Raw genomic sequence first — 14,169 nt, 5'->3', positions numbered from 1 at the left:
CAATACCGGACGGCTTTTGTCGGGAAGGCCCGGTGAAAATGCAGCTTAGTGCATGTAGGGAAAACTGATTGCGAAGTGCTACTGTTGCTGCCTGTCGCCTGATCGGGTCAAAGGAGTCGTCAATGGACGCACTGAAGCGCATCCACCGTGAGTTGCAGGACATCAGCAAGGATCCGCCGGCCAATTGTTCGGCCGGGCCGGTGGGTGATGATTTCTATCACTGGCAGGCCACGGTGATGGGGCCGAGGGATACGCCCTATGAGGGCGGGGTGTTTTTCCTGGATGTGCAGTTTCCCCGGGAGTATCCGGCAAAGCCGCTGAAACTGGTGTTCAAGACGCGGGTCTGGCATCCGAATATCGACGAGGATGGCGAGATCGGGCTGGAGATTCTCGACGAAAACTGGAGCCCGGCGCTGACGTTGTCCAAGGTGCTGTTGAGCGTGCAGGCGCTGCTGGCGGATCCGGAGCCGCGTGGGGCGTTGAACCTGGAAGCGGCGGCGGAGTATCAGCGGGTGCGGGCTCAGTTCGACAGGACGGCGCGGGAGTGGACGCAGACGTACGCCATGTGATTTGCGGTGAATTTGAGGACCTCATCGCTGGCAAGCCAGCTCCCACAGGACTTGTGGGAGCTGGCTTGCCAGCGATGAGACCCTCAAGGGCAATCAGTTAGGCAGTTTGTAAGCGATGATGTAGTCGCCCATCCTGGTCCCCAGCGAGCCATGCCCGCCCGCAGTCACCAGCACATACTGCTTGCCATCCTTGCCGGTGTAGGTCATCGGTGTCGCCTGCCCACCCGCCGGCAGGCGCGATTTCCACAGTTCCTTGCCGGTATTGACGTCATAGGCGCGCAGGTACTGGTCCAGGGTGCCGCTGAGGAAGCCCAGGCCACTGGCGGTGACGATCGAACCACCCATGCTTGGCACACCGATCGGCAGGCCGATCGGAATCGGCGAGCTGTCGCGGCTGGTGCCGTTCTTGTGCTTCCACACCACCTTGTTGCTGAGCAGGTCGATCCCCGCCACATAGCCCCAGGCCGGTGCCTGGCACGGCACGCCCAGTGGCGACATGAACGGGTGCATGGTTACCGCATAAGGTGCACCGGTGTTGGGCTGCACGCCGCTGGTCTCGCTTTCGCGCTTGCTGCCCTCGGCCACCTCGGCACGCGGCACCATTTTCGAGACGAAGGCCATGTAGTTCGGGCTGGTGAACAGCAGTTGACGCACCGGGTCCACCGATACGCTGCCCCAGTTGAACACCCCGACGTTACCCGGATACACCAGCGAACCCTGCACCGACGGCGGGGTGTACTGGCCTTCGTAGCGCAGCTCGCGGAACTGGATGCGGCAGAGCATCTGGTCGAACGGGCTGGCGCCCCACATGGCCTGTTCGGTCAGGTCCGGGCCGAGCAGGTTGAGGTCGGAGCGGGCCTGGGTCGGCGAAGTGTGGTCGCCCGGTACCGCGCCCTGCGGCACGGGGATCTCACGGATCGGCACGATAGCCGTGCCGTCGCGACGGTCGAGGACATACAGGCTGCCCTGCTTGGTCGGGGCGATCAGCGCCGGCTTGACGCCATCGGCAGTCTTCAGGTCGAGCAGGGTCGGCTGGCTGCCGACGTCCATGTCCCACAGGTCATGGTGAGTGAACTGGTAGTTCCAGCGCACCTTGCCGGTCGCCAGGTCGAGGGCAACGATGCCGGCACTGAATTTCTCGGCGCCCGGCGTGCGGTCCGCGCCCCATTGGTCCGGGGTCTGGTTGCCAAGGGGCAGGTAGACCATGCCGAGGTTTTCATCGACGCTGGCCAGCGACCACATGTTCGCCGAGTTGCGGCTGTAGGTCTTGCCCGGGGCCAGCGGCTTGGTGTCGTCCGGGTTGTTGCTGTCCCAGTTCCACACCAGACGGCCGTCGTGCACGTCATAGGCGCGGATCACGCCGGACGGTTCGTTGGTCGATTCGTTATCGGTGACGTGGCCGCCGATGATCACCAGGCTGCGGGTGATGGCTGCCGGCGAGGTGGAATAGTAGCCACCGGCGGTGAACGGGCCGATGCCCTGGGTCAGGTCGATGGTGCCGTTGTTGGCGAAGCCTTCGCAGACCTTGCCGTTGTCGGCGTTGAGCACGATCAGCCGGGCGTCGGCGGTCGGCAGGTAGAGACGCCGCGGGCAGGCGCGGGCCACGGCCTGGCCGGCTTCGCTGATCTTCGGTGCCGGGCTGCCGTCGGCGTTGACGTAGTTGTTCTCGTCGTAATAGGACACGCCTCGGCAGGTCATGTGGGCAAAGCCCTTGAAGCTGCCGGACGGGCTCTTGATCTGTGGGTCGAAGCGCCAGATTTCCGCGCCGGTATCCGGGTCCAGGGCCAGCACCTTGCTGTGCGCCGTGCAGGCGTAGAGCATGCCGTTGACCTTGAGCGGAGTGTTCTGGTTGGTCAGCTCGACCGGGTCGTCCGCACTGGGCAGATCGCCGGTGCGGATGCGCCAGGCTTCTTCCAGCTGATAGATGTTGCTCGGGGTGATCTGCCGCAGCGGCGAGTAGCGATCGCCATATTCGGTGCGGCCATAGGCCTGCCAATCGCCGTCGGGCATGTCCGGTGCGGTACTGAACAGGGTGGTGGTGTCACGCCCCAGCTCGCCCTTGATCTCGCCCGGATGGGTGAATTGGCTGGCAATCGCGGTGGCGCCGGAAGCGACCACGGCTACGCCAAGCACCGCCAGGTTGACCCGCGCCGGCTGGCCGGCCAGGCCCCGCAGTGGCCGCCGCGCCCAGGGCAGCAGCAAGACCACGCCAAGGGCAAACCACAGGGACAGGCGCGGCACCAGTTGCCACCAGTCCAGGCCCACTTCCCACAGGGCCCAGGCGGTGCTGCCCAGCAGCACCAGCCCGTAGAGGCCAAGGGCGTGCTTGCGCAAGGCCAGCAGCATGATCCCGGACACGGCGAAGCCGATGCCGGCGATCAGGTAATACAGCGAGCCGCCCAGTTGCATCAGCTTGATGCCGCCGGCCACCAGGGCCATGCCCATCAGCAATAGCAGCACACCGAGCAGTCTCGGTAGCCAGCGGGTTCCGTCTGCGCTCATTGGAAGGTTCTCCATCAATGTTGAATCGTCAGGCCCGCGGGCCGGTTAAAAGTGGCTCTGGATCTTCAAACCGCCGACCAGCGCATCGTCCACTGCCTGTACCCCGCCCGGATGGCGGATGTATTGCAGGTTCGGGCGCAGGGTCAGCCAGTTGGCCAGGTGGATGCCGTAGTACAGCTCGGCGCTGTATTCGGTGTCCTGGACCGGCAGGAAGGCCGGTTCGTCGAAATCATCGACGCCGGCGACGCGGTTGTGCGCCGCGGCGTTCTTGCGGTAGGCCGGGTTGACGTGCACGCGGGCCAGGGCGAAGCCGATATCGTCCTGGGCCCTGGCGTCGAACGGCCCCTTGTACACCACACCTGCCTGAACGTAGTTGTCGATGGCATTGGTCTTCTTGTCGTGCAGCGTGGCATTGGCGAAAACGCTCAGGCCACGGGAATGGTCGCTGGCCAGCGACGTCACCTGCTGCTGTGCTCCAAGCCAGAACCCGTGCTTGCTCGAACGGCTGCGGTAGTTCTGGCCGCTCAATGCAGCGGACTGGTCGTTGTCGTCGCGGTAAACATCCTTGGCATTGGCATTACTGTAGTAGTAGCCCGCCCGATATTCCCCTTTAAGGCCTCTGATTGCCGGGCTCCAGACCAGTTCAACCGGGAACATCGCGCCCCGGGTGCCGCTGCCGCTGAGCTTGAAGCCGTTGTTGCGTTCGAGGTTCGACGGGTTTTGCTCGAAGGCGCCCACCTGGGCGTACAGCTCCGGGCTGAAGTTGTAGCGCACCCGCGCGGCCCATTGGCTGACGGGCCAGTTGTACCAGCTGTCGCCGACCCAGTTGCCGACCTGGGAGCCGCAGAACGCCAGGTTCTGGAAGTCGCAGGGGAAACTGTTGAAGTCCTCGCCTTCGCCGAAGCGCCCGGCCTTTACGTCCAGGGCACCGTCGAAGTACCTCTGTCTGATCCACAGCTGCGTCAGCCGCCAGGTCTGGCCACGGCCCCAGACTTCCTGGGCCGAAGTGAAACCACCAACGCGGGGATCGTTGATGCGGTCGTTGCTGATGTTGTTGCCGTGGCGTTCGGTGATGGTCAACTGGAACTCGGTGGCGTTCCAGCCGAGGATCCTGTCCAGGTCCAGATGGCTGCCGAAGGCGAACTGATCGCTGTAGCGCGCGCTGCGGTCGTGGTCGTAGCCGCCGTGCAGGTTGCTGCCCATTTCCCCGGTGTAGTCCAGGCTGAAGTCATAGCCGCGCTCGGCCAGCGCGCTGCGGGTGCCGTTCCAGTCGCCGAGCATCCATGGGGAGTCGGCGCTGAACATCGGCGTGGCCTGGACAGAGGCGGCGAGGGCGCACAACAGCGGTGCGGCGAGGAGTCGGAAAGCAGGGGGGCAGGGCATGAGATAGCGCTATCTTTTGATTGTTGAAAAAAACGGCAGATATCCCGGCGCTGGGAGTTCGCCGGGATTCTTCGGTAAATTCGGGGTGATTAAGCGTTTCAGCTTGGGGCGGGGAGGATATAGAGGATTGTTGGGGTTGGAAAGGCTGGAGGTTGTCAGGGTGTTTTGTGGGATTGGTAATAATCCTGTGTCGATTTTTCGGGCCTCATCGCTGGCAAGCCAGCTCCCACAGGGTTCAGCAGCGCTGCGGACACTGTGGGAGCTGGCTTGCCAGCGATTGGGGACTCCTCTGATCAGAAGGTCGTCCGCAGCCCCACCTCCACACTCCGCCCCGCAGCCGGCGCCACGTCCCGCAGGATCGAGCTGGCATAGCGCACGGTCTGGTCAGTCAGGTTTTCACCGCGGACGAACGCCAGCCATTCGCTTTCACCCACATTGAAGCGATACCCGACGCTGGCGCCCAAGGTGGTGTAGCCATCGGTACTGGTCTCGTTGGCCGGCTTGCGATGCTGTGATGCGGCGTGCTGCACATCGATCCGTGCCTGCCAGCGATCCAGATTCCACACCAGCCCGCTGTTCAGGCGCAGCGGCGCGATGCGCGGAAGGTCTTCGCCAGTGTCGAGGTTCCTGGCCCGGGTGTAGTCGCCGGACAGTTCCAGGGCGAAGCTGCCGTAACGGTTTTCCAGCAATTGCCAGCGGTCCTGCGCCTCGATGCCGTAGAAGCGCGCCCGTACGCCGCTGTACAGGTACTCGGGGATATCACCGTCGTCGTGGTCATGGTCATGATCGTCATCGCCATGGTCGTGGCCTTCGCGCAATTCGCCACTGGCCAGCAGGCCGATGTAGTTGCGGAAGTGGCTATAGAACACGCCGACGCTGCCTTTGTGGGTACCGTTGTCGAAACGCAGGGCAAGATCGCCGGAGATGGCTTTTTCCTTGGACAGGTTGGGGTCGCCCACTTCGTAGGCGCCGGTGGCGACGTGGGCGCCGTTGGCATACAGCTCGTAGAAGGTCGGAGCGCGTTCGGTATAGCCGAGGCTGGCGGCCAGGGACCAGATCGGTGTCAGTCGATAGACCGCGCCCGAGGACAGGCTGGCAGCCGTGAAGCTGCTGGCGCTGTCGGCTGCAGCGAAGCGCTCGTTGCCCTTGGCGTCCGGATCGACCCGGGTGTGCTCCAGGCGTCCGCCCAGGCTCAAGGCCAGGCGCTCGGTGGCCTGCCACTGCTCCAGGACGAACAGGGCGACGCTGTCGGTATCGGTCTGCGGGACGAAGGCTTCTTCGCCCAGGGCGGAGAATTCGTTGCGGTTGACCTGCGCGCCGATCACCCCTTCCAGCGGCCCCAGCGGCTGGTGACGGGCTTCGACCCGGGCCTCGTAGCCCTTGTTCTTGAAGGTGGTGTGGACTTCGCCTTCTTCGAGTTCGCTGTGCTTGTAGTCGGTGTAGCCGAGATCGACCTTCAGCGAACTGAACGGGCCTTCCAGGTCACGGATTTCCGAAGCGAAGCCGTAGTGGTCCTGCTCCATCGCCAGGCGCACGCCGGGCTCGGCCACCGAGCCGTAGTTGCCGTCGTAGCGGCTGTAGGACACGCCGGTGTAGCCATGCTCCCAGGTATAGGAACCGCCGACCGCGCCACCGTCCTGGCGACCGTCGCTGTTTTCCAGGCGATGGCGGCTGCCGGGCTCGTCGGCGTCACGCACCTTCGAACTGCGGGCGTAGCCGGGAATGCGCAGGTCGTTGAACTGCCGGCTGTTGGCGTCCAGGTGCAGGGCGAACTGCCCGTTGCCGGCCTCCAGTCTTCCTGCCGCGCTGCGTGTGGTATCGGCGCCGCCGTAGCGCAGTTCGCCGGCACCCTGGATACCTTCGATGGCCTCGGTCGGGATGCGATTGTCGAAGGTGTTGACTACGCCGCCGATGGCGTTGCCGCCATAGAGCAGCGCGGCCGGACCACGAACGATTTCCACCCGGTCGATGTTCACCGGATCCAGCGGCACGGCATGGTCGTAAGACAGTGACGATGCATCGAGGGCACCGACGCCATTGCGCAGGATACGAATCCGGTCGCCATCCAGGCCGCGAATGATCGGGCGGCTGGCGCCCGGTCCGAACCAGGTGGAGGACACGCCCGGCTCGCCATTGAGGGTTTCGCCGAGGCTGCCTTTTTGTTGCAGCAGCAGCCGGTCGCCTTCGAGCACGCTGCTCGGCGTCGCCAGTTGGGCGTTGCCCAGCGGATTGGCAGTGATCACCTGGGGCTCCAGTTCCAGGGCCTGGCTGGGCGACGACGCCAGCCAGAGCGCGACAGCGAGAGGAGAGAGCGGGTGGGGCAGGTAACGCATGGAGGGTCCTTGGCAGGTTATGAATAGTTACACTATAACATTGCAATAACATCCATTTGCAATCCACCTGGAAGACCACCCCGCGAACTAGACTGTCTGGAGCATTGCCCCGCTGCACAAAGGGGCCTAAGGTGCGCACCTTCGTTTGGCTGGAGCACTGGCATGACCGCCACTGACAAGAACCCGCTGCATGGCGTGACCCTGGAACAGATCCTCAACGCCCTGGTGGCCCGTTACGAATGGCCCGGGCTGGCGCAGCGCATCGACATCCGCTGCTTCAAGAGCGATCCGAGCATCAAGTCGAGCCTGACCTTCCTGCGCAAGACGCCGTGGGCACGGGAAAAGGTGGAAAGCCTCTATCTGAAGATGCTGCGTGACATCAAGCGCGAGCAGTAGGCGCATGAGTGCAAAGGGCTGGACCGGTGCCGCGGCGGTGCTCGGCTGGTGCGGGCTGACGGTGCAGTTGTACCTGATCCTGATCGCCCGCTGGCAGGGCGACGCCAGCCTGCTGGGCGGGCTGGTGAATTTCTTCGGTTTCTTCACCGTGCTCAGCAACATCCTGGTTGCCACCGTACTGACGGCTGATGCCTTCGGGCGTGACGCTTCGGCACGGCGTTTCTGGCTGGCGCCTTCGGTGGTGTCCGGTGTGTTGGCGAGCATTCTGTTCGTGGCGATCGCCTATAGCCTGCTGTTGCGTCATCTTTGGCAGCCCCGGGGCTGGCAATGGATCGCCGATGGCCTATTGCATGACGTGATGCCGCTGTTGTTCGCGCTGTATTGGTGGCGGCGGACGCACAAGGGCGCCTTGCGCATTGGCCATGTGCTGGCCTGGTCGGGGTATCCGCTGGTGTATTTCGGCTATGTCCTGCTGCGCGGGCAGATGATCGGGTTCTACCCGTATCCGTTCATCGATGTCGCCGCGCTCGGCTACGAGCAGGTGCTGCTCAATGCGCTGGTGATGCTCGCGGCGTTCATGCTCCTGGGCCTGTGCGTCGTCGGCCTGGACCGCTGGCAGGGAAAGTGCCGGGGCCAGGCCTGAGCGCTATTACTCCTCGTCGTGCGGATCGAGGCGCCAGTAGGCGGCGGCCTTGAGGCGATCGTCGGCTATGCCTTTCTCTTCAAGCAGCAGCGCCTTGGCCTTGCGGGTCAGGGCCTTTTCCAGGGCAACCCAGGCGTACAGGTCGCCGCCCGGCAATTGCAGGCCGGCCAGCACGTCCAGCACCGACTGCTTGTGCCGTTCGACCCAGATCACCTCGACATCGGCCTTGCTCGGCAGCGCCTGGCGCTCATGCTTGTCCTCGATTTCCACCACCACCAGCACCTTGCGTCCGGCGCCGAGTTCTTCGAGGCGCCGGCCAATGGCCGGAATCGCGGTCTCATCGCCCACCAGCAGGTAGCTGTCGAAGATATCCGGCACCACCAGCGAGCCCCGTGGGCCGGCGATATTCAGCCTGTGGCCGGGTTTGGCTTGGGCCGCCCAGGTCGATGCAGGGCCATCGCCGTGGAGAACGAAGTCCAGGTCCAGTTCGTTGTTGACCAGGTCGATACGGCGCGGGGTGTACTCGCGCATGGTCGGCTTGATGCCGTCCTTCGGCAGGTCGAGGGCATCCATGGCCGCCTGCTCTTCGGCGTTGTTGGCGAACAGCAGCTTGATGTGGTCGTCGCTGCCCAGGCTGACAAAGCCCTGCAATTGCTCGCCGCCAAGGGTGACGCGGCGCATGCGCGGGGTCAGGTCGACCACCTTGAGTACCGTCAGTTGACGGTGCTTGATCGGGTGCATGACGCGGTGGATGGTGTTTTCGCTCGAAGTCATTCGGATGGCTCCTGGGAAGGGGAGGTGAGAGGTCCGGCAACGATGGCTTTCGCGGTTTCATTGAGCAGGTGGCGTACCCGCTCTATTTCTTGTGGGTTCCAGCGCCCGCTGTGCATCTGCAGGGCATGGCGCAGGTTGTGTACGGCTTCGTGGATCTCCGGCGGCCGGTCATGGCCGCGCAACGAGCGCTTGCTCACTTCGATGCGGGTGCGCACGCCATCCAGGGCCACAGCCTGTTCCTTCAGTGATTCGCGCCCGGCCTCGGTGGCCTGGTAGCGCTTCTTGCTGCCATGGACTTCGCCAATGATCAGCTCGCTCTCTTCAAGGAAGGTCAGGGTCGGGTAGATGACGCCGGGGCTCGGGCTGTAGTTGCCGTCGAACAGGGCTTCGATCTGGCGGATCAGGTCGTAGCCGTGGCAGGGCTGCTCGGCCAGCATGGCCAAAAGCAGCAGTTTCAGATCGCCCGGGGCGAAGACCCGCGGGCCCCGGTCGCCGCGCTCGCGACGACGCTCGAAGCCTTCGGGCTCGCGGTGGGAAGAGTGGTGATCGCGCATGGGAGGGGCTCCTGGTTGCTTGCGATATGTCTCAAGATATTACTCAAGATATATCTTATTGCAAGCCCAGGTGCTGAAAGGTGTGTTGAAGCAAAGGGCCTCATCGCTGGCAAGCCAGCTCCCACAGGGTCAGCACAAACCTTCAGTCTTGTGCAGTACCTGTGGGAGCTGGCTTGCCAGCGATAGGGCCCTTAAGAGCAACAAAGATCTAATGTGCCTGGGTAACACTCGCCCCAGGCTCCGCCGTCAACGGCACCGCGCACTGCGTATTGCCACCCGGCTTGAGATACGGCAGCAGCATTGGCGCCATGCCCTTGAGCACCTGCACCGGCAGCGCCGAGGTGAATTTGAACGATTCTGCGGCGCGCCCCGGCACGAACGCCGTCAGCGTGCCGAAATGGTTGTCGCCCAGGTAGAACACGAAGGTCGCGGTGCGATTGAGCGAACGCGAGCCGATCAGCCGGCCACCGGCACCGAAGCTTTCGATCCGGTTGTCACCGGTCCCGGTCTTGCCGCCCATGGTCAGTACGGTGCCGTCATCCAGCTTGAAGGTCCCCGAGACCCGCCGCGCCGTACCGGCATCCACCACCTGCGACAGCGCCCCGCGCAAGGCCCGGGCCACTTCGACGGACAGCACCCGCTCGCCGCGGTCCGGATCCCCGGCCAGGCTCACTTCATAAGGCGTTCCTGCAGCGAAATGCAGGGTATCGATGCGCAACACCGGCAAACGCACGCCATCGTTCTGGATGATCCCGATCAACTCGGCCAATGCCGCCGGGCGGTCGCCGGAGCTGCCGATGGCGGTGGCAAGCGAGGGCACCAGGTGGTCGAAGGGGTAGCCGACCCGCTTCCAGCGCTGGTGGATATCGAGGAAGGCTTCGACCTCCACCAGGGTGCGGATGCGGCTGTCGCGTGCGCCCTTGTGCTTGCTCTTGAACAGCCAGCCATAGACTTCCTGGCGCTCGAAATGGCTGGCCAGGGTCGCTTCCTGGAAGCTGGCGCTGGGGTGCTTGAGCAGGTAGCCGACCAGCCACAGGTCCAGCGGGTGCGACTTGGCGATGAAGCCCTGGTCGGGCAGGTCGTACTTGCCGGGGCCGTAGGCGGCGTAGAGGATTTCCAGGCGCTCGTCGCTGAGCGGGTCCTTTTTGCCACCGGCCGGCTTGGCGACCACGCCTTCCTTCTTCATATGGGCGCGGACGAAGGCGTTGAAGGTGGCCTGGTCGGCCTCCGGGAACAGGTAGCGGTGCACTGCGGCCAAGCGGATCGGCGTGACCCTCAGCCCGTCAAGGAAGGTGTCGAGCCGTTCCTGGGAGGTCTTGCGCTGGTATTTTTTCCAGAACCGGCGCAGGAAATCGGTGCCTTCGCGGTCGGCGAAGCGCGCCAGGTATTCCTGGCGCCGTGGTTCGGCATCGTCCTTGAGCAGGGCCGCGCTGTTGCCCGGCGCCTGGTAGGTGCTGTAGCGCACCAGGTCGCGCATCAGGCGAATGAACGGCAGGTTGATCGACTCGCGCAGGGAGTCCTTGAGGGTCGGGATGCGCCCGTTGTCTTCCTTGCGGAAGTTGTTGAACACATGCAGCCCGCCGCCGGTGAAGAAAGCCTCGCCAGGACTGGCCGAGTATTTGCGCTCAAGCGCTGCGTCGAGCATTGCGTTGATGTCGCGGTCCTTGTTCTGGATCAGCCAGTCGATGGACCAGCGAGTGATGAAATCGACATCGGCCACTTCGACTTTCTTCAGTTCCGCGACCGACATCTTGCCGTAGCGGTCATGCAGCTCGGAAATGATCTCCAGGTAGCTGGTCAGCACCCGCAGCTTGGCAGTGGAGCCCAGTTCCAGCTTGCTGCCTTCGTTGATATCGAAGGGCTGGTCGGTGCTGTCGGTCTGCACCCGCACCCGCGAGCCGTCGGCGGTGCGCTCCATGAGGGTGAAGCTGTAGCGCACCTGGGTGGTACTGGTGGGTGTCAGCAGGCGCTCGCCGAACAAACCCATCTTCGCCGCGAACTCCGGATTGGCGAGGTCGCGCAGGTATTGGCTGATCTGCTCCTGCAGGTCCGATTGCAGGGTACTGGTGGCCGACAGATCGAGGCGGTCGAGGTCGTACAGCGGTCGGTTGAGCATGCTCGACAAGCGGCTGCGGGCCACGCTGATGCCCTTGTTGGTGACGATCGGCACGATGGTCGGCTGGGCCACCCAGTCGCGGTAGATGGCCTTGCTCGCCAGAGCCGCGTCGGCCAGCGGCTTGTCGATGATGTTGTTGGCGGCGAGCAGGCGGACATGGCTGTCGGTCAGGGTCGCCAGTTCGTTGCGGCCCTTGGACAAAAAATGCGAAGGCCGGCGCTGGGCGATCATCAGCGACAGCACCTGGCGCAGGGCCAGGCCACGGGCGGCAAGGGTGTCGGGGTCGGTGGCGGTGGACGACAGCAGGCGGTTGACCTCGGCGAAGTCGGCGCCATACCAGACCCGCAGGCCTTCGGCCATGCCGTGCACTTCGCCATGCCCGGGCACTGCCGACAGCGGCACGCTGTTGAGATAGTCGCGAACGATGCGTTGGCGTGCTTCAAGGGTTTGCGGGCCGTCCTGGTAGGCGCGCACGCTGGCGGAAATCATCTGGCGAATCTTCTCGGCGCCGGACACGGTCAGGCCATCCGGCGAATGGCGGTATTTCTCCAATTGCGTGGCCAGGGTACTGCCGCCCGCCGACTGGCCGGGCAAGGCCAGGTACTTGGCGACCTGGGTGTAGGCTGCCTTGGCGAAGCGCGGCCAGTCCACGGCCGGGTTGGCATTGGGGTCATTGGGGTCGAGCAGGTCGCGGTTTTCGATGAACAGCAGGCTGTGCACCATCACCGGCGGGATCGAGGCGAAGTCGGGGTAGAGATGCTGGGGATACTGATACTGGTAAAGCACGCTGCCCTTGCAGTCGGTGATGCTCAGGCCGCTCTGGATCTTCTCGGTATAAGGTACGAAGAAGCCGTGGTTGACGTAGTCCATCAGTGCCGGGGAGAAGCGCGTCTGTTCCACTACCACGTAGTCCCGCTTCAGCAGACGCGGGATGAACTCGCCGAGGGCGCTGTAGCCAAGGCGCTTGTCGAACGGGCCTTCACCCGGATAGACGATCGCATCGCTTGGCCCCTTGTGCATCGAGTAGCTGAGGGTGGCGGCGAAGCGGCTGAATTCCCGGGACTGGATGGCCGAGGTCTGCATTTCCTTGGCTGCCGCATAGGCCAGCAGGGCCAGGGTAACCAGCACGATCAGGAACAGCAGCCACCACAGCAGGCGCAGCCGGGAACGACGCGGAGGCGGCGGTGGGGACGGCGGTACTTCCGATTGCTCGGCGGCTGCGAGGTTACTGCCGTTATCGGAGTGCCACTGTGCGCCCATAGTCTTAAGCCTGATTTCGTTATTTCTCTTGCTTTGTCTGAAGCTTAGACGCTGGTCGCAGGCGGAGCGGAAATTGTTGAGTGTCGTCGGTTATTTCCTAAGTGGCAGTAGGAAATATCCCGTTATGCCGCTTTGGCAGTTGGGCTGCGACGTGTCGGACTAGGGTGATGGCCTGTCTCTCACCTCGAACGGGGATCGAACCCATGCCTACCCTGAAACGCGAGCTTGGCGAACGCCACGTGCGCCTGATCGCCCTGGGCGCCTGTATCGGCGTCGGCCTGTTCCTCGGCTCGGCCAGGGCCATCGAGATGGCCGGGCCGGCGATTCTCCTGGCCTACCTCGCCGGCGGCCTGGTGACCCTGGTGATCATGCGTGCGCTCGGCGAGCTGGCCGTGCACAACCCGGTAGCCGGCTCGTTCAGCCGCTATGCCCACGACTACCTTGGCCCGCTGGCGGGCTTTCTTACCGGCTGGAACTACTGGTTCGCCCTGATGGTGATCTGCGTCGCGGAAATCAGCGCGGTGGCCATCTACATGGGCGTCTGGTTTCCCGACACACCGCGCTGGCTGTGGGCGCTCGCGGCGCTGGCCAGCATGGGCGCGATCAATCTGCTGGCGGTGAGGGCCTTCGGTGAATTCGAGTTCTGGTTCGCCTTGGTCAAGGTGATCACCATCCTCGGCCTGATCCTGGGCGGGGCCGGCATCATCGCCTTCGGCCTGGGCAACGACGGCGTTGCAACCGGCATCGCCAACCTCTGGCGCCATGACGGTTTCATGCCCAAGGGCCTGGAAGGCGTGCTGATGTCGCTGCAACTGGTGATGTTCGCCTACTTCGGCACCGAGCTTATCGGCCTCACCGCAGGCGAAACCAGGCGCCCGGAAACTACCATTCCCCGTGCCATCGGTTCGATGTTCTGGCGGGTGATGCTGTTCTATGTCGGTGCGTTGTTCGTGATCCTGTCGATCTATCCGTGGCACGGGATCGGCAGCGGCGGCAGCCCCTTCGTGCTCACCTTCGAGCGCCTGGGGATTCGCACGGCGGCGGGGCTGATCAATTTCGTGGTGATCACGGCGGCCTTGTCGGCCTGCAACGCAGCGATCTTCAGTACCGGGCGGATGCTCTGTGCCCTGGCGGAAAAGGGCCAGGCGCCGGCGTTGTTCGGGCGTACCACGGCGAGCGGGGTGCCGCGCAATGCGCTGCTGCTGTCGCTCGCCGTGTTGCTGCTGGGTGTGCTGGGCAATTACCTGGTACCGCAGCAGGTGTTTCTCTGGGCCACGGCCATCGTCACCTTCGGTGCGATCTGGACCTGGGCGGTGATCCTGCTGGCGCAGCTCAGGTTTCGGGCCGGGTTGAGCCCTGAAGAGCATGGGCGGCTGGGCTATCCGATGTGGCTGTGGCCGTGGAGTTCGTACCTGGCCCTGGCGTTTCTCGGGCTGGTGCTGGGGGTGATGGGATATTTCGGGGAGTTGCGGATGGCTTTGTATGTGGGGCCGGGGTTTCTGCTGGGGCTGGCGGGAGTCTATTACTGGCTGAAGAATTGATGGGGACCGCTTTGCGGTCCTTCGCGGGCAAGCCACGCTCCTACAGGAGATCGCGTTCCAAGGTAGGAGCGTGGCTTGCCCGCGAAGGGCCGCAAAGC

At 64.0% G+C, this 14,169-nt stretch carries 10 protein-coding genes; 4 read left to right on the top strand and 6 right to left on the bottom strand.

Annotated features, from left to right (window positions below):
- Positions 1-122: 122 nt before the first annotated feature.
- Positions 123-569, top strand: a complete 447-nt coding sequence (locus tag N7650_RS19325; protein ID WP_009399827.1) for a ubiquitin-conjugating enzyme family protein — start codon at positions 123-125, stop codon at positions 567-569.
- 93 nt (positions 570-662) lie between these two features.
- On the opposite strand, the gene N7650_RS19320 is transcribed toward N7650_RS19325, so the two are convergent.
- From N7650_RS19320 to N7650_RS19310, 3 genes are all read right to left on the bottom strand, one after another.
- Entirely contained in the window at positions 663-3,071 is a 2,409-nt protein-coding gene (locus N7650_RS19320) for a glucose/quinate/shikimate family membrane-bound PQQ-dependent dehydrogenase (RefSeq protein WP_009399826.1), read from the bottom strand.
- A gap of 45 nt (positions 3,072-3,116) precedes the next feature.
- Positions 3,117-4,454 carry a carbohydrate porin gene (locus N7650_RS19315; protein WP_051032702.1) on the bottom strand — a complete coding sequence of 446 codons (1,338 nt, stop codon included), beginning with the start codon at positions 4,452-4,454 and terminating at the stop codon, positions 3,117-3,119.
- A gap of 293 nt (positions 4,455-4,747) precedes the next feature.
- Positions 4,748-6,787, bottom strand: coding sequence for a TonB-dependent receptor (locus N7650_RS19310; protein ID WP_279899622.1), 2,040 nt, complete (start codon positions 6,785-6,787; stop codon positions 4,748-4,750).
- A gap of 162 nt (positions 6,788-6,949) precedes the next feature.
- Between N7650_RS19310 and N7650_RS19305 the strand changes: the two genes are divergently transcribed.
- Positions 6,950-7,183, top strand: coding sequence for a VF530 family protein (locus tag N7650_RS19305; protein WP_279899621.1), 234 nt, complete (start codon positions 6,950-6,952; stop codon positions 7,181-7,183).
- A 4-nt stretch (positions 7,184-7,187) separates the two neighbouring features.
- Positions 7,188-7,826 (top strand): Pr6Pr family membrane protein, encoded by a 639-nt coding sequence (locus N7650_RS19300; protein WP_279899619.1) that lies wholly within the window; start codon positions 7,188-7,190, stop codon positions 7,824-7,826.
- A gap of 6 nt (positions 7,827-7,832) precedes the next feature.
- On the opposite strand, the gene N7650_RS19295 is transcribed toward N7650_RS19300, so the two are convergent.
- The 3 genes from N7650_RS19295 to N7650_RS19285 form a co-directional block, all read right to left on the bottom strand.
- Positions 7,833-8,600, bottom strand: coding sequence for a siderophore-interacting protein (locus N7650_RS19295; protein ID WP_279899617.1), 768 nt, complete (start codon positions 8,598-8,600; stop codon positions 7,833-7,835).
- Positions 8,597-9,154 (bottom strand): PadR family transcriptional regulator, encoded by a 558-nt coding sequence (locus tag N7650_RS19290; protein WP_009399816.1) that lies wholly within the window; start codon positions 9,152-9,154, stop codon positions 8,597-8,599. The genes N7650_RS19295 and N7650_RS19290 overlap by 4 nt, the downstream gene beginning before the upstream one ends.
- Before the next feature lie 208 nt (positions 9,155-9,362).
- The gene (locus N7650_RS19285) at positions 9,363-12,530 is read right to left on the bottom strand and encodes a transglycosylase domain-containing protein (protein ID WP_279899616.1); all 3,168 of its coding nucleotides are present in this window, start codon (positions 12,528-12,530) and stop codon (positions 9,363-9,365) included.
- A gap of 203 nt (positions 12,531-12,733) precedes the next feature.
- On the opposite strand from N7650_RS19285, the gene N7650_RS19280 reads away from it, so the two are divergent.
- Positions 12,734-14,071 carry an amino acid permease gene (locus N7650_RS19280; protein ID WP_279899615.1) on the top strand — a complete coding sequence of 446 codons (1,338 nt, stop codon included), beginning with the start codon at positions 12,734-12,736 and terminating at the stop codon, positions 14,069-14,071.
- Positions 14,072-14,169 lie beyond the last annotated feature (98 nt).

Source organism: Pseudomonas sp. GD04058 (assembly GCF_029836855.1).
In the GTDB taxonomy this organism is placed as follows: Bacteria; Pseudomonadota; Gammaproteobacteria; order Pseudomonadales; family Pseudomonadaceae; genus Aquipseudomonas; species Aquipseudomonas bharatica.
The sequence above is the reverse complement of the archived record's forward strand: the minus strand, read 5'-3'. Positions and strand labels throughout refer to the sequence as shown.